Annotated in this window: 13 protein-coding genes; 9 read left to right on the top strand and 4 right to left on the bottom strand. The window is 36.4% G+C overall.

Translation table 11 applies throughout. From position 1 onward, the window contains the following. Nucleotides 1–226: 226 nt before the first annotated feature. Complete coding sequence (gene ssb / locus ACFIM6_RS02515) at nt 227–733, bottom strand: single-stranded DNA-binding protein (RefSeq protein ID WP_375611516.1); 507 nt, start codon at nt 731–733, stop codon at nt 227–229. A gap of 330 nt (nt 734–1,063) precedes the next feature. Here ssb and uvrA point away from each other — a divergent pair, with 330 nt between their 5' ends. The 4 genes from uvrA (at nt 1,064) to ACFIM6_RS02495 (ending at nt 7,553) form a co-directional block, all read left to right on the top strand. Beyond that, nucleotides 1,064–3,979 (top strand): excinuclease ABC subunit UvrA, encoded by a 2,916-nt coding sequence (gene uvrA / locus ACFIM6_RS02510; RefSeq protein WP_375611515.1) that lies wholly within the window; start codon nt 1,064–1,066, stop codon nt 3,977–3,979. Nucleotides 3,980–5,043: 1,064 nt separating this feature from the next. Further along, entirely contained in the window at nt 5,044–5,382 is a 339-nt protein-coding gene (locus ACFIM6_RS02505; RefSeq protein ID WP_015856528.1) for a P-II family nitrogen regulator, read from the top strand. 59 nt (nt 5,383–5,441) lie between these two features. Then, nucleotides 5,442–6,851 (top strand): type I glutamate--ammonia ligase, encoded by a 1,410-nt coding sequence (glnA, locus tag ACFIM6_RS02500; protein WP_375611514.1) that lies wholly within the window; start codon nt 5,442–5,444, stop codon nt 6,849–6,851. 156 nt (nt 6,852–7,007) lie between these two features. Then, the gene (locus tag ACFIM6_RS02495) at nt 7,008–7,553 is read left to right on the top strand and encodes a hypothetical protein (protein WP_375611513.1); all 546 of its coding nucleotides are present in this window, start codon (nt 7,008–7,010) and stop codon (nt 7,551–7,553) included. 34 nt (nt 7,554–7,587) lie between these two features. Here the strand turns inward: ACFIM6_RS02495 and ACFIM6_RS02490 are convergent, their stop codons facing one another. Beyond that, nucleotides 7,588–8,370, bottom strand: coding sequence for an ATP12 family chaperone protein (locus ACFIM6_RS02490; RefSeq protein WP_375611512.1), 783 nt, complete (start codon nt 8,368–8,370; stop codon nt 7,588–7,590). Nucleotides 8,371–9,264: 894 nt separating this feature from the next. On the opposite strand from ACFIM6_RS02490, the gene ACFIM6_RS02485 reads away from it, so the two are divergent. From ACFIM6_RS02485 to ACFIM6_RS02465, 5 genes are read left to right on the top strand one after another with little or no spacing between them, the layout of a single operon-like run. Further along, on the top strand, nt 9,265–9,576 hold the full coding sequence (locus ACFIM6_RS02485; RefSeq protein ID WP_375611511.1) for a prephenate dehydratase domain-containing protein: 312 nt from the start codon (nt 9,265–9,267) through the stop codon (nt 9,574–9,576). Then, entirely contained in the window at nt 9,563–10,120 is a 558-nt protein-coding gene (locus tag ACFIM6_RS02480) for a DUF6421 family protein (protein ID WP_375611510.1), read from the top strand. Before ACFIM6_RS02485 ends, ACFIM6_RS02480 begins: the two co-directional genes overlap by 14 nt. Before the next feature lie 31 nt (nt 10,121–10,151). After that, nucleotides 10,152–10,769 (top strand): DUF6421 family protein, encoded by a 618-nt coding sequence (locus tag ACFIM6_RS02475; protein WP_375611509.1) that lies wholly within the window; start codon nt 10,152–10,154, stop codon nt 10,767–10,769. Beyond that, nucleotides 10,766–11,713, top strand: a complete 948-nt coding sequence (locus ACFIM6_RS02470) for a DMT family transporter (protein WP_375611508.1) — start codon at nt 10,766–10,768, stop codon at nt 11,711–11,713. Before ACFIM6_RS02475 ends, ACFIM6_RS02470 begins: the two co-directional genes overlap by 4 nt. Beyond that, on the top strand, nt 11,710–12,972 hold the full coding sequence (locus tag ACFIM6_RS02465) for an acetyl-CoA carboxylase biotin carboxylase subunit family protein (RefSeq protein ID WP_375611507.1): 1,263 nt from the start codon (nt 11,710–11,712) through the stop codon (nt 12,970–12,972). Before ACFIM6_RS02470 ends, ACFIM6_RS02465 begins: the two co-directional genes overlap by 4 nt. Before the next feature lie 258 nt (nt 12,973–13,230). Here the strand turns inward: ACFIM6_RS02465 and ACFIM6_RS02460 are convergent, their stop codons facing one another. Together ACFIM6_RS02460 and ACFIM6_RS02455 are read right to left on the bottom strand one after the other, a co-directional pair. Continuing rightward, a complete protein-coding gene (locus ACFIM6_RS02460) occupies nt 13,231–15,984 on the bottom strand; it encodes an autotransporter outer membrane beta-barrel domain-containing protein (RefSeq protein ID WP_375611506.1) in 2,754 nt (917 codons plus the stop codon). 947 nt (nt 15,985–16,931) lie between these two features. Beyond that, nucleotides 16,932–17,381 (bottom strand): hypothetical protein, encoded by a 450-nt coding sequence (locus ACFIM6_RS02455; protein ID WP_375611505.1) that lies wholly within the window; start codon nt 17,379–17,381, stop codon nt 16,932–16,934. Nucleotides 17,382–17,400 lie beyond the last annotated feature (19 nt).

Here is a 17,400-nt window from a genome sequence, read left to right as displayed (position 1 = left end):
TCAAAACTTTCAAAAAAGAATCATTTCACTTTATTTATAGCGAAAAATACACAAAAATGCTAATTTCTCTCCCATGACAAAAAAGAAATTTAACAATATTTTTCAAGATGTTATTAATTTATATTTTAAATTACCAATAATAATTAACAATTTTCACTTCGCTAAACTTCAAAAATCTGAAACAAGCAAACCATAAAATGATCATAATACTGCAATTTAAAGACTCTTAAAAAGGGACGTCATCATCTAATTTGTGTGAAAAACTTTCTCCCAATTGATTATTATTTTGACCAAAAGCATTTCTCTGATTTGAGTGACTATCGGCAAAGCCACCACTATAACTCCCCCCTTGACTTGCTCCTTGCTCCCCGCTCGCAGCTCCCCGCCCATCAAGCATTTGTAATTCGCCACGGTACTTTTGCAAAACAATCTCTGTTGTATAACGGTCATTTCCATTTTGATCTTGCCATTTTCGTGTCTGTAACTGCCCCTCAATATAAATTTTGCTGCCCTTTTTTAAATATTGCTCTGCAACTTTGACAAGGTTTTCATTAAAAATAACAATACTATGCCACTCAGTGCGTTCTTTTCGCTCATTTGTATTCCGATCGCGCCAACTTTCTGAAGTAGCAATACGCAGATTTGCCACTTGATCACCAGAATTCAAACGGCGGATTTCAGGATCGGCACCAAGATTACCAATCAAAATAACTTTATTAAGGCTACCAGCCATCGCATAAACTCCAAAATTTTAATTTGTAAAATACTCTGTTCTATAACAGTTATAACCATCTTGACCTTCAATTTACATGTCGCAATTGACTATCAATATGGGTATTGCTATCCTTTACCAATATTGTATTCAGTGTAATTATAACAAAAGATGATAAAAACGCATAGTTTATTCCACCACGAGAGAATAAAAAGCTGCTCATTTGTATTTTTTTCACAAAACTTATACCTTCCTTTTGCATTAAAGCAGTTAAACACATTATAATTCTAAAAAAACAGTTTTATTCCATTTTAGGTGCTCAATTTTTGCCACATATGCCAAGGATAAAGTATGACTCATCAAAAATATATCTCCATTCGCGGTGCACGTGAGCATAACCTTAAAAATATTGATCTCGATCTGCCTCGTGATAAACTCATTGTTATAACAGGACTTTCTGGATCAGGGAAATCATCCTTAGCGTTTGATACAATTTACGCTGAAGGACAACGCCGCTATGTCGAAAGCCTTTCAGCCTATGCACGCCAATTTTTGGAAGTCATGCAAAAACCCGATGTCGACCGCATAGACGGTCTCTCTCCAGCTATCTCCATTGAACAAAAAACAACCAGTCGCAACCCTCGTTCAACGGTAGGTACCGTTACTGAAATCCACGATTACATGCGTCTTCTCTTTGCACGTATTGGTATTCCTCATTCTCCTGCAACAGGACTTCCTATTGAAAGCCAGACAGTAAGCCAAATGGTGGATCAAATTATGGCCTTACCAGAAGGAACGCGAATTTTTATTATGGCACCCTTAGTGCGAGGACGAAAGGGAGAATATAAAAAAGAGCTAACAGAACTTTTAAAAAGAGGATTTCAACGCGCTAAAGTTGATGGAAAATTCTATGAAATCGCTGATATTCCACCTCTTGATAAAAAATATAAACACGACATCGATGTCGTGGTAGACCGCATTGTTGTACAGAAGGATATCACCTCTCGCTTGGCTGATAGTATAGAAACCTGTTTACAGCTAGCAAATGGGCTTGCCATAGCTGAAATGGCAGACCACCCCTTAGCACAAAAAGAAACGACAAAGGAATCTGCTCATAAATCAAAAAATGATACACACAAACGGCTCATTTTTTCAGAAAAGTTTTCCTGCCCTGTATCGGGTTTTTCTATTCCTGAAATTGAACCACGCCTTTTTTCGTTCAATAATCCTTTTGGCGCCTGTCCTCTCTGCGATGGACTGGGCATAAAAAAAGCAATGGATCCACTGAAAATTGTGCCCAATAAAAATCTTACCCTCAAGAATGGCGCCATTGCCCCTTGGGCTAAGTCAGATTCACTTTACTATAAACAAACCTTAGAAGCATTAGGAAAAGCTTACGGTTTCAAACTCACAGATCAATGGTGTGAACTCTCTAATGAAGCACAACAGGCTATTCTCTACGGTACAAAAAGAGATGAAATTTCTTTTATCTATAAAAATAATTCTGGTTCGCATAAAACGACCCAACCCTTTGAAGGAATCATCCCTAATATGGAGAGACGCTGGAAAGAAACCGATTCTGCTTGGTCTCGAGAAGAAATCGAACGTTATATGTCTTCTTCGCCCTGCCCAGCTTGTCACGGTTATCGTTTAAAACCAGAGGCACTTGCTGTAAAAATAAACGGAATGCATATTGGGCAAATATCAGATCTTTCTATTCTAAAGGCAGATGATTGGTTTGCCAATGTTCATCAATATCTCACAAAAAAACAACGTAATATCGCCGTACGTATTTTAAAAGAAATTCGTGAACGCTTGGCTTTTTTAAATCATGTAGGATTGGAATATCTTACCTTGTCTCGAAATTCAGGAACGCTTTCAGGGGGAGAAAGCCAACGCATTCGGTTGGCATCCCAAATTGGTTCTGGTCTTACAGGCGTTCTTTATATTTTAGATGAACCATCTATCGGTTTACACCAACGCGATAATGAACGCCTGTTGGAAATGCTGCGCCATTTGCGTAATCTTGGCAATACAGTTATTGTTGTTGAACATGATGAAGATGCTATTCTCACAGCAGACTATGTTGTCGATATGGGGCCTGCCGCAGGCGTTCATGGTGGAGAAATCATAGCGCAAGGAACACCGCAGGAAATTATAGAAAATTCAGCCTCTCTCACAGGCCAATACCTTTCAGGAAAAATGGCTGTTAAAATGCCGACAGAGCGACGCAAAATATCAAAAACGAAAACACTTAAAATCATCGGCGCCAAAGGCAATAACCTCAAAAATATCAATGCGAATATTCCTCTTGGAACCTTCACATGCATAACTGGTGTTTCTGGAGGAGGAAAATCAACATTTCTTATTGAAACGCTTTTCAAAGCAGCATCACATCATATCATGGGCTCTCATCACAGCCCTGCCAGCTATGACAAAATTGAAGGATTAGAATTTCTTGATAAAGTCATCGATATCAACCAGTCTCCTATTGGACGCACCCCACGCTCTAATCCCGCAACCTATACAGGTGCTTTTACACCGATTCGTGAGTGGTTTGCCGATCTTCCAGAATCAAAAGCCCGCGGTTACAAAGCTGGGCGTTTTTCATTTAATGTTAAAGGAGGACGGTGCGAAGCGTGTCAAGGTGATGGAGTCATCAAAATTGAAATGCACTTTTTACCTGATGTCTATGTTACTTGCGATGTCTGTAAAGGAAAACGCTATAACCGAGAAACACTAGAAATAAAATTCAAAGGACAATCTATCGCAGATATTTTGGATATGACAATTGAAAAGGCAGAGGAATTTTTCCAAGCTATTCCCGCTATTCATAATAAAATGGAAACTCTCATTAAAGTAGGATTGGGTTACATAAAAGTAGGACAGCAAGCAACCACACTTTCTGGTGGGGAAGCACAACGTGTAAAACTTGCGAAAGAACTTTCTCGTAAAACAACGGGACGTACACTCTATATTTTGGATGAACCGACAACAGGTTTACATTTTCATGATATTTCCAAACTTCTTGAAGTGCTTCACGAACTAGTCGAGCAAGGCAACACAGTTATAGTCATTGAACATAACCTTGATGTTATAAAGACAGCCGACTGGATTATTGATTTAGGACCAGAAGGTGGAGATCGCGGTGGTGAAATTGTTGCAATTGGACGCCCTGAAGACATCATTAAGGTTCCCGCTTCCTATACGGGAAAATTTCTAAAACATGTTTTACTGCGCCCATCTCTCTATAATTCCAATTCTTAGAAACGCTTTCTATTGTAAAATACAGCATACTAACAAAGCCTGTACTTTTATTATTACCTGTAAACCAACACCTAATTCCAGTGGTGCAACACGTTTGAAGCAAAGACTAAAAACAATTTAGCGCTTTATAAGCTGTTTCAGTTGTCGTATTGCCAAATAGGAACGCGCACATAATTGCGTATTTATTCTCTGTTTTGTTTATACCTGAAACGACCAGACAACCTAAACTGGGAAGAATATGAAGTTTTAAGGGTATAAATAAATTTCTATATTTCCATTTCCTTTTAATTTATCTTTATGATTTTCCAAGGCATCCACAGCAATATCTTATAATGAAGATTGCCATTGCTTCACACTTTTATTTATCGCGTTCCTTAATGAAGATCACATTCCTCACGAAGGAACAAAACGCCCCAAACGGAATATATTTGCGTTGCCAATTCCCACATCTGTTTTAAAGAAACATTTCTCAATGCTCTCAAGCCCATTTCACAACGGCTCCTATGAATGCTATAATGATAAACTCATTATTATACACCACCATCTTTACATTTATGAATCGGCATCATCACACTCTTTTCCAATATTTGTCTTCCCTACTCCCTAATATTGTAAAGCCTTTAATTATCGAAAGCTTTCATAAAAAGCATTTTATTTCTTTTTTCAAATGTTGTTATCCACACACTCATAACTATTTATGATATATAAAAGTATCGTTTTGATTGATTGACGATAAAAAGATCTAAAATGAGAAAATCTTACGCTATTAGAGTTTCTCATTCAATGTGGAGAGCGTCTAATTATCCTTATAAGTCAAGATATTATCTAATAAAAAAGAAACAAAACTCTTTTATTATATTATTTGAATTCTGTATAAGAATTGTAAGTTTTTTTCCCAAAAAACAGTATTTGGCTGTATTCTACAAAAGAAACTCTCCTAACAGAGCATAGAGTGTCATTATTTTCGACTTTTTGTGCACAAAGTATCTGTTGGACATCTTACAGTTGTCAATATAATGTGATGCAGTCTAAAAAGACAAAATAACGTTGGAGATAATTTCAGCATGAAAAAAATTGAAGCCATTATAAAACCTTTCAAACTTGATGAAGTGAAAGAAGCGCTTCAAAAAATTGGGTTACATGGTATTACAGTAACAGAAGCGAAAGGTTTTGGTCGTCAAAGGGAACATACAGAACTTTATCGTGGTACGAAATATGTTGTTGACTTTCTACCTAAAGTAAAGATTGAAATTGTTGTGTCCGATGAAAAACTGGAACAAACTGTTGATGCAATACGTAAAGCAGCTCAAACCAAACATATAGGGGATGGAAAGATATTTGTCTTTTCCATTGATGATGCAATTCGTATAGGCACAGACGAAACCGGTATCGATGCCCTTTAATAAATAACAGGAAAATTCACTTTTTTATCCACCTCAACGCCATATTAAGGAAATTGAATATGACAACCGCATCAGATATTATCAAACAGATTACAGACAACGAAATCCGTTTTGTTGATTTACGTTTTACTGATCCACGAGGAAAATTGCATCACATTACAATGGATATCGCAGAGATCAGCGAGGATACTTTTAGTGATGGTGTCATGTTTGATGGTTCTTCAATTGCTGGTTGGAAAACAATTAATGAATCTGACATGGTTTTAATGCCAGATCCAGCAACAGCACATATTGATCCTTTTTTTGCTCAATCTACTTTGGTCATATTTTGTGATGTACTTGATCCTGTCTCTGGTGAGTTTTATCGTAGAGATCCTCGTTCTATCGCCAAAAGGGCTGAGGTGTATATGAAATCTTTAAACATTGGAGATACAATCAATGTGGGTCCAGAAGCAGAGTTTTTTATCTTTGATGATGTGCGCTATAAAACGGACCCTTACAACACAGGGTTTAAACTCGATTCAAGTGAACTTCCCTCTAATGATGATACGGAATATGAAACAGGAAATCTAGGGCATCGCCCACGAATAAAGGGAGGCTACCTTCCTGTTCCGCCGATTGATTCCTGCCAAGATATGCGTTCTGAAATGCTCACAGCACTCAAGGATATGGGCGTACAGGTCGAAAAACACCATCACGAAGTAGCAGCAGGCCAACATGAATTGGGTATTCGTTTTGATACACTTGTTCGCGAGGCTGACAAGATGCAAATTTTTAAATATGTTGTACATCAAATAGCAAACAGTTATGGGAAAACAGCAACCTTCATGCCGAAACCAGTTTTTGGTGATAACGGCTCTGGAATGCATGTCCACATTTCCATTTGGAAAGATGGCAAACCCATTTTTGCAGGAAATGAATATGCTGGACTATCAGAAACCTGTCTGTTTTTTATCGGTGGTGTTATTAAGCACGCAAAAGCAATAAATGCTTTTACCAACCCATCCACAAACTCCTATAAACGTTTGGTTCCTGGTTATGAAGCTCCTGTTCTTCTTGCCTATTCAGCACGTAATCGTTCTGCATCTTGCCGTATTCCTATGAGCTCCTCACCAAATTCAAAACGCGTAGAAGTTCGTTTTCCAGACCCAACAGCAAATCCCTATTTGGCATTTGCAGCCCTTTTAATGGCTGGTCTTGACGGTATCAAAAACAAAATTCATCCCGGACATGCTATGGATAAAGATCTTTATGATCTTCCCTTAAAGGAACTTAAAGAAATCCCTACTGTTTCAGGAAGCCTGCGTGAAGCGCTTGAAGCACTTGACAAAGATCGTGGCTTTCTTAAAGCTGGCGACGTTTTTGATGATGATCAGATTAATTCCTTCATTCAAGTAAAGATGCAAGAAGTCTTGCGTTACGAAACAACACCACATCCTGTTGAATTTGATATGTACTATTCTGTTTAAACAATCAATACGCATTCTTTTGATTTTGAAAATGGAGGCAAAAGCTTCCATTTTTGTGGATATTCTTCTCATGCAAAAGCGCAAGAGGCTTTTTGCTCATCCGCTTTTCCTTTATAATGTGTTGAATCTCTTCAAATGAATTAACAAAGGTTTCTAATGCCGCGAATTTGTTTTCTCGTTTCCGTTCTTTTATGCATTGTCTTTATCACATCAACAACTAAAGCACATACAATAACCAACCAAAAACTTACAACTCTTGAGAAAGCAACATCTGCTTATAGTAAAGCACTTAAAAATGCCGATGCAAATGCCATCTTAAATGCTATTCCTCCCCAAGTCATCAACCGCTTAACCGCCAAAAAAAATCTTAATCAATCGCAATTTCTACAAATCATGAAAAGCCAAATAGAACGGTTGGCAGAAAGTTACAAGATTGAAACGATCAACATTGATCAAAAACAAAAACGTGAAGGTACCCTTGATAATGGTACCCCTTATTTTGTTATACCCGTGGAGCTTGTAACCACAACAAATGCTGGAAAAAAATGCTCTATTCAAACTGAAATTATTGCCCTACTTCACGATAACCAATGGTATTTTATCCGTGGTAATGACGAAGCGCTCTTAACCATAACCAATGAACTATTTCCTGGACTTGATAAAGTAAAAACCAATCCTCAAAAAGTCACAAAAATACTCTGAGCGAAAAGAATGCACGTAAATAAAAGATTTTCCCCTATAAACAAGTTGTAACAATTGTAGCAGCAGCCTTAAATTCAACTTTTTTATGAGAACGGCGTGCTATTGTTTCTTTATCCGTTCCCCATTGTTCCATCATCCAATCTTCATCTAAATGGGCAATAGACCAAGCATGATCAGCATCAATGTTTCCCGCAGCAACAGCAAGAGCAATGAGAGCAGATCCAGTTAAGGTTGTCATCATATGAAGTGCAGCAAGCATATAAGCAGACTCAACGCTACGTAAATAATGACTCACAGCTTGAAGTGCTTCTGGTGATTGTTCCACATGCATCAGCCCTTCTGTCAAATAAAACCTTGCACCTAGCTTTTTTTCAGCCCAATCTAATAAAGGATCCCATTGTTCAGATTGTTTTTGCACCAACTCTTTAGGTGTTTGTGCACGATAAAAGATCATATCACATGCAACGAAACGCAATAAATCTTCAAAAACCGCCTGCATATCATCAGCGATACCATCAATAACAGTATTAACCAAACGCGTCATCGGCATTTTTGCAGGATCAACAACGTGCTTTTGGTTCTCAAATTCCTGAGCAACATATTCAGCAAACACTTCTGTTGGCACATGAAAATGACGCCTTGCGGGCGTTTTTACAGGACATTCATCCAACAAAATCGTAAAGCCGCCCTCCTCACAAGCGATCTTCACTTGCTTATAAAACCGTTTTGGGTGTGATTGGAATGAAAGATTTTGAACCTTTTGAATAGAACTCTTCTTATTCAATGGCATATCAACATGATCCAAAATCTCACGCATATTTGTTTACCTCTGATCTTTTCAAAAAAAAACGACTGTTTCTTTAGGTTCTGTAGCTTGAATAAGGTTTAATCTGACCTTCTTAACGATTCCAAAGAAGAAAAAAATCTTGCCAATCTCAATCTAACTTAAGAGTTATATTTCATGTTTCTTTTACAAACAAGACAATGATGATTGCCTTTTATATATTTAATACAATCATAATAGTAAAACAATTTCTAAAAGTATTATCTTAATTAAGAAATTAAACATATTGAGTTTTATGGCAAAGATGTTCATGCCTTACCAATTTGCTTATTATTCACCTATAATAGTATTATCAATATGAATAGATTCAAAAACGCTGATCATCTAAAAAATGATAGAGCAGTGTGCTTTACGTATCATTTACCTTTGTTTAACCATTCCAATAATTCTCTAACATATCCAATAAATACCCTGCATAGAACTTTCCTGCTCAATCACTCCCCTAAACGACGATGTTTTACGGCATGATAGAATAATGAACAAACAAAATTATATCTTAAATTTTTTCACATATACATTATTTTATAAAGCACTAAATTACTTAACGCATTGTGCTTGATATACTCTACATATTACACTAGTTTAAATTTAGGCATATAATTATAAAGAATAGAGATCATGCAATCTGAAAATAATACATTTATCTATACACTTGGCCCTGCAGATACTAACTGTGCAGCAGCAACACAGTGATGGCTTGACAATCACAATAAAAATATTTTGTCCACTGACTCGAGATCCCGTATTATATAATACGCAACTCTTGAAGAAGCATTTAATGAACTTGCTCAAAAAAAAGATGCTTATCTCTTAAGTTGTGCTGCTTACCCTGATTTGCATACACTCATATTTACCCGTTTAGGTGATATGCAATTATTTGACAGCTTTATCATGCCTACTCACTCTATGGTTTTAGCTAAACGCAATAACGCTGATGAAATTAAAACCATAGCGTCTCATCCTGCCCCGCAATCTCTGGTAGCTCATCAATATGACAAAGTATTTGCCAACAGCAATGCTGATGCAGCCGTTCTTTGTAAGGCTGAAAAAGCAGATGCTTGTATCACAACATCGGTTGCGGCAAATCGCTATAGGCTGAGTATTGTCGAAAATTTTGGACAAGTGCCAATGGCCTTTTTGCTCCACTCACTAAAGTCAACTCATCATGAAAAAATCTGAAGCGCTTCTTTCCATTGTTAACTTGGTTGACAAATTCCGTATGCGCCAAGAACGAGATGGGAGCATTAAAGAACCAACTTCAGCAGATAATAATATGATCAATGAATTGATCACTCTGCTGAACCACCATGCCAATATTCTTGACGGATTATCTCCAAAACTTTTAGCGACCACTTCTGATGATCTTCATCAGTGGATGATCAGCGGTTTAACGACCCCTCCTAAATTTGATAACACTTTGGCTGCTTTCAAAGCCCCATTACCAGATGCGCCCTTGTTTTTCTTGGCTCCAATGCGTGCAAAAAATGGACCTGATCCAGAAGGATTCCGGCTGGAATTAGTTACAGGATATCGTCATGAAACGGCCTATCTTGCTGACGCCTCAAAATATACAAATAATTATGTATCACCATTTCAATGTATAAAAATGGGAATAGCATCAAGAGGTTTTTTAGAAGGCAATTGCATTGTTCTATTCCCAGAATCTGTAGCAGCTGCTCAAAAAATTGATAAGCAAGCATTTGCTTTGTTTTTTTTTCAGTAAATTCTTTGATATTTACAACAAGCAAACAATTGTGGAAGCTGAACGTTTACTCGGTCGAGATAGTAAATTCCTGTTCGGTCAATTGCATAGTCGTAACTTATCTAAAGAAGACATTTACGATGCTCGCTGTTTGTGGGGCTATTATCATGACTATGCACATCATACCGGACCGCGGCCATTGGATAAAAATCTGTATATAAAATTAAATTGGTTTACAGGTCTTCTAGAAGAAACTAAAGTTGATTTAATTACAGTGCGTATTATGCTACAAAATCATCCAAAATTTTGGAAAGAAATAACTGAATTTATCCTATTAGAACGCATATTTCGTTATCCAAAAGATTCTGATCAGCATATGACATTCGATGCTGGTACAGGGATCTTGCTTTTTGAAATATTGATGCGGAACAAAGCATTGATTGAAACAAATCAAGGTTATCTTCAATTTGATTTGGAGCGTCTTGAAAAAGTAATAATATTGATGATAGCAGATATAGAAGCACTTGAAGCATTAGATGGTGACGCTTATTTGGCAGGAGCTAAAGATTATATCCAAAATAATCTTGGTAAGCCGCAAACTTCACAGTCACGATTTAATTTTTCAACATCATCTTATGCACAGCGAGTGATTAGAGGATTAAATCATTGAGTTTTATAAAAGGACGATTATTATTATTTACTTTTGCCATTCTAGCATTGTTTTCCATAAGTTGGTTATTATCTAAGAATTTGGTTAGCAATATACCCGTCATACATGCGGTTGGACTTAGGTTGTTTGCCACCGCTGCCACCTTATGGCTGATTGCAATATTTCGTGAGAAAGCTGTTTTCAGATCCCTACCATTGCTTTCCATGATACCTTCTTTTTTAATTCTCTCAGTGTTAGGATTTTCGCTGTATTTTGTATGCAGCTTTGGTGCATTAAAATCGCTCAAAGCCAGTGATTTAACCATGGTGCTCGCTACTATTCCAGGAATTACTTATATATTAGGTGCATTGACAAATGTCCTTAAATTCTCATGGCTGAAGCTTAGTGGAGTGATAATTGTCAGTGTAGCAGCTGTAGTATTCAATATAAATAGTGGAGAAGGTGGATATTATAACCTGATAGGATTAGTGCTTGCCTTAACAGCAGCACTTTCTTATTCTGCTTATGGCTTATTGTCTAAACGTTATCTTAAAAATCTACCTTTGCTCACCTCACTGGCTTGGATCACGACAATTTCTGCAGCATCATTTATGCCATTATTTATTTTTGATCCTGCCCCACTCTTCTATCTTAAGTTAGAAGATATATTTAAAATATTGATTTTAGGAACTGTTTGCTCGGCACCAGTTTACGTATTATATCAAAAAGTTTTAGCCGAAGGAGGCGTATTATACGCCAACACTATCGGCGTATTATCCCCTTTTGCAGTGATTGCATGTGAATGGATAATCGGCTCGAGCCCTTCTCTCAATATGATCAAAATAATTGCTATGATTGTAGTTGTTATAGGGATGACACTCTTATTTATAGATGCATCAAAGGTATCTACATGGCAACATAAACGCCATTCTCAAAACTCCAAATTTAATGAGGAAACAAAATGAAAAAACTCGCGTTAGTTTGCCAGCGCAATGCAAAATTACCATTTATATTTGAAGCAGCACAAGCAGCTAATATCGAATTAGTAATGATCTATGATACCGCTGAAAGCGTTCCCTCTCAACACCCTGCAGCAGTAACTTCAACTTGGCAACTTCCTGTTTTTGATAACCCAGAGGCAGCTCTAGACACTTTTGCAACAGGAGCAAAAGAACGCAATATTTCTGGGGTTATGACCCTTCGCGAAGAAGCCATCCTATGGACAGCTTTGGCTGCAAAAAAAATCAATACTCCAAGTATTGAACCAGAAGTAGCAGCATTAACCAGAAATAAATATCTCATGCGTCAAACTTTCGCTAAAGCAGGCTTAAGAACACCAGGATTCTTTTATATAGATCATCCAGAAGACCTATCAAAAACACAAGCCTTGGATTATCCAGTCGTTATTAAACCCGTCTCTGGATGGGCAAGTGCAGGCGTCATGTTAGCTAAAAATTCCGCTGAACTTCCTGATCTCATTAAAGCCGTATGGAATGTTCAGCATAAAGACATGGCACGTTTTAATGATAAAAGTAAACCTGTAGGCTTAGTCGTAGAACAGTATTTGCCAGGAAAAGAGTTTGTCGTAGAATGCTTTGTTGATACAGCAGGTGTACACGTTCTATCCGTTGGAGACAAGGGACAGCCTGAGGGACCATGGTTTGAAGAAACAATTTATCGTCAACGATGTGATATAGATGATCCTTTAATTATTGCTTTATGTGAGGCTGCATGCTCTGGAGTTAAAGCTCTTGGTATAAATATGGGTGCTGCCCATGTAGAGCTACGCCTAGATGCTAATAATTTACCTTATATCATTGAGATAGGCGCTCGTATAGGTGGATCAGGTGTTTCCCATTTTATTGTTGAGCAAGGCACAGGAATTTCATTTGCAAAACTATGTATGAATGCCGCTTTAGCTGAAAAAAACTTAGACCTTCCCGATATACTCCCAGCTAAAAAAGTGGCGGCAAATTATATTATTCCTCTTCATGGGTATGGACGGTTTTCTGGATTTTCAGGTCTAGATAAGGTTGCACAGCATCCTCAAACCGCCAGAACTATCATTTTCTTTGAAACCAATCACATTTCACCACCTCCACCAGCATTTGGTGGATATCCTGGTTTTATTTTCTCTGTTCATAACTCAAACGAAGAAGCACGCAATTACCATAAATGGCTTGATGACATCTTAAGCATCATATGGCAAAACACTGATTTATAATGATAATTTATCTTTATTCATATTGAATAAGAACCCCGATATTGTAGGATTTTCTCATTTTAATCTGTTTATCAGATGGACAAATTTTTTAAAACATTTGAGAAATGCTATAGTAGATAAAAATAAATCAACATGATATTTTCATATTTATTAAAGCACATGGTACCATTATTAAAAAATTCTGCACAAACAATGGTTTTAATTCCGATAGTAGAACAAGACTTCGAAAATCACATTTATTATTTTTAAAAAGATTGCTTAAAAATGATAGCGCAATCCACCAGAAAAACGAACTCCAGAAAAACCAGCCTTGGTTAACCTATGCTGATAGCTAAGATCACTGTGAAGTGTAACTTTAGAAGAAAACTGTGAATTGACACCCAAGCCAACTTCTAAGGAAGAACCAAAAGAACTCAACTGAAAAACATCTTTAAAATGAACAAATTGTTCTTTACCAAAACAATGAGCAAGATGAATATTTCCATAAAAAGAAATGATACGATCCTTTTCAGAGGCTGTAAATGTTTTACTTAAACGCCCACCAACACGCATAAACCATTGATCTATTTTTTTCATCTCAACATCAAATCCATCAATATCACGAAACTTATCAAATTGAAGATGTTGATAAATAAGCTGAAGTTGCGGATCAAAAATAAGATCTTTATATCCTGTCATAGACACTTTACCAGCAGAAAACGACACGTTCAAAGGATTTGCTTTTAATGTCGCCGTCTTACCCCAAACACGGCTACGCACATCCCCTTTAAACAAACCATAAGATAAAAAACTATCTATATAAAAATCAGTGTAATGTTTCACACTAGCATATGCCGTAAATGACCATTTATTAAATGTACTCTTTTGACTTTGTTCCACGTTATGAGGTTGTAAGGAAAGCTTTCCATAGGTTCCCATAATCCCAAAAGATGTCGTACTATATGCACGCTCTATTGTTTTGAGCAAAATATCTGTTTTTATAGCGTTATAATCAACATGACCATCGTACCCATATTTAAGTGTAGAAAGATCTGAGACATAACGATAACTCCCACCATAACCGTGAACAGATAAAGCAAAGTTCCCTTCAACTTTTAATAATTTACGAGGAATAGACCGCCTAACTTGCAACTGCTTTTGTTGATGACTAATATCCATGAGCCCAACATGAAACAACGCATTTGGTAACAAAAGATAGGTCGGAACTTGTGGAACAACCTCTCTGACCTTTAACTCAGAAGGGGGAATAGCAGACACCTCTAAAGCAGGCTGAATATATTTACTTTCAAGGCGAAAATCCCAAAAATCTCCATCTCCTTCAACCAATCTTTGAGAAGTTTGTGCATTTCCAAGAGCAGAAGCTGGACCATAAGCATGAAGATAATATTGGTAAGGCAAACCCTCTAATGCGATATAAGCACGATTTAACTGAAAAGAATCCTCTGCCGCTTTTCCAGAAACCTGAATAAGTGAAATACTATGAGCATTTTCACCGGTTGCTATCTCACCCTGATTTCCTGCAACAAATTGCACATAAACTGTTGTTTTTCCAGAAACATCACCATGTATTAAAAGCCGATCAGTTTTTGTATTATCGAGCAAACCATCACTACTGAGATGCGTATTGAGATAAATATCTGCCCTATCTTGTGCACTATAAACTTCTTTTTCTCCCTTCCCAATATGAAGTGTCTGATACTCCTGAAACATTGGAGTCTCAAAAGCAATAAAACTATCAGAAACTTTCACAAATGAAATAGACGAACTTGTACGGTTTGCAACTTGCAAATCGATCTCTCTTCTTTTTGTCAAAAACCATTTTGATCCCCCTGTTAAATAAAGCTCAGCAATAGAATCATCGGCAACACGAGTCCCTCCTATCAATGAAGAAGAATTAGCCAAAACCGCTACACTTCCCCCCTTTTTAGCTGTTAATAATAAGTCACCAAAAATTTTTGTACCTTCTGTTACTCCAATATAAATACGACTGTTATGACTATGAACAGCTGTCCCATCTGGAACCTCAAAAATCGTCCTTTTCAAAAAGACAAGCCCCTGTTCATATGCATCATTTTCCTCATCCCTCTCAAAATACATACCATGTTTGTTACCTATTGCTTTAATTGTTGAATCTTCAATATTAACCCGCGAAATTAAAATATTTCCTTCCCTGCCGTTATTGGATGGCGTGTTAGAATCTTGTCCAACTGTTAAAACATGAACATCCGTAGAAATAATATTCGTATTTTTTACATAAACAGAACCCTGATGTTTTACATTGAAAACTGTATGTGTAATTTTTTCATTTGTATTTTCTTTGTCTTCTGTTTTTTGATATTTTGAAGCAATGGTAACACCATCTAAAGTCGCACTCCCCCCTCTCCCCACATAAAGCGCAGCAGCATCATTCACATCAATAAATCCACTTTTCATCTGAATACCCGCATCAGCCCTAACGAAAAGAGCACTCTCTTGACCGATACCCAAACCTTCCACTTTAATTTTTGTATTCGTTAACGTAACAGATGCTCCTCGCTTCTCTGCATAAGCAGCAATCTGAGAAGCCTCAATTGTTCCACGATTAACCTCAATCATTCCACTATCAGCTTTAAGACCTATTGATACATTTTTTAAAGCTGAATCGCTCAAAACAATTTTTCCCCCTCGTGATACAAAAACACCATAAATATCTTCTATACCCGCATTAGCTTCAACCTCTACACGCGTTGCCTGAATAACTGTATTTGGCTCCTGCACTACTATAGCAGCAGGTAACATGAGAGAACGATCCTCCCCATTCTTTTCTTTAACAGGCGCCGTGAATTTATATACTTTATCACTAATTGTATGCTTTGAACCATCACTGCATTCATAAGGTAATTTGTTTTTGTCACATGACAGTGATGTATATGAATGAGAATGTGCCTCAATATTTATATTTAACAAAAAAGAAAAAATAGCTGCTGTAAAAACGCACGAATACAAGTGATTGTTAGATACCTTGATTATCATTGTTTTTCAAAACTTTCTTTTTTCAACAAAAACAAAAAATGCTGGCAAAAAAATAAACCACAAATTAAACACAACAAGAATAAAACAAACAAAATTATTTTATTTTTTTTATGATAAAATCATAGCATTCAATAATATGTTTTGTGTTTTATGTAAAGAAAGAACAAAAAGTTTAAAAATACCATTTAGGATGAAAATCCCTTTAAAGAATGCATCTCAAAAACCGCTGGAAACTGCAATTACAAAAGGCCAAAAAACCAATCTTAAAAAAACGTGAAAAAATGCGAATTTTGAAGAGATATAATATTCAATTTATCTCACCACCGAAAAATAAAAATACAACAAAATGAGAATAACTTCTAAGATTAAACGATTAAAACGTTTTAATAAAACACAGCACAAAAAGATACAGTATACGAAATCTATAACCGCATCATCTCTTCAACTACAACAAAAAAACAAGAAATTGCACACTAATGTATAAGCTAATGTACACAATTTCTATATTAAAAATGCTAGATATCTAACAAAGAAATTTGAATAAATAAAAAACTTCTCCTAATACCCTATCATCAATGATTTGAATTAATAAATGTAATATTTTAGATCTTTTGATAAAATCTAAAACACAGTAAAACACTCACCATTCTGAACTTAAAAAACACCAAAATAAAATTTCATCAAAATTAGCTCTATGAAAGCTATCTGTTTATTATCGTTAAAGAAGATATTTTAGCAAAGCTATTATTTGACATTCTTTATATGGAATAAATTTCTCTAAACAACAACTCACTATCCTCCGCTAGCATCATCTGATAACAACACTATTGCCAATCTCGTAGCTGATGAATATAACTACATTAGAGAAAAAGAGCTATATCTCTCTTCTCCCGTTTAATATTTTTATTTAATTATTGCTTTAAAAATTAATGTTCTACTGTTGATGATCACTTGTGCAAAGCTTTTTTTATTTTCTGGCGCTTTTTATCATTTTCAAAACGTAACATCAAATCTCGCTCTTGTTGTGTCGAATTGGTTACACCAAAAGTATCATTGTCCATAACCTGCTGATACCCTGCTACCATTAAATTGACTAAAAATGAATCACTTCGCGGCGTTGATGAAAAATAGATTCCCTTTGAATCTTGTAATTTGTACCGATAACCTGCTTTAGTCATGCACTCATAAACTGCTGCAAAATCACTTGCACGCGAATCCATATTTTTAGAAGAAGCGTAGATTGGTTTCCAACCACATTTTGACAGTGCTTGTTGGACCATAGACTTACTGACACCAGACTTTTCCCATAATTCTAACGTCGATGGGGGAGGTTTGCTAATACACCCAGCAGAGCTTAATAAAATTATAGCAATCAATAATTTCAATGTTTTTTTCATTTCCCCCTCCGTCAATATT

The organism is Bartonella sp. AA9NXGY, assembly GCF_042196845.1.
Taxonomy (GTDB): Bacteria; Pseudomonadota; Alphaproteobacteria; order Rhizobiales; family Rhizobiaceae; genus Bartonella.
The sequence above is the reverse complement of the archived record's forward strand: the minus strand, read 5'-3'. Positions and strand labels throughout refer to the sequence as shown.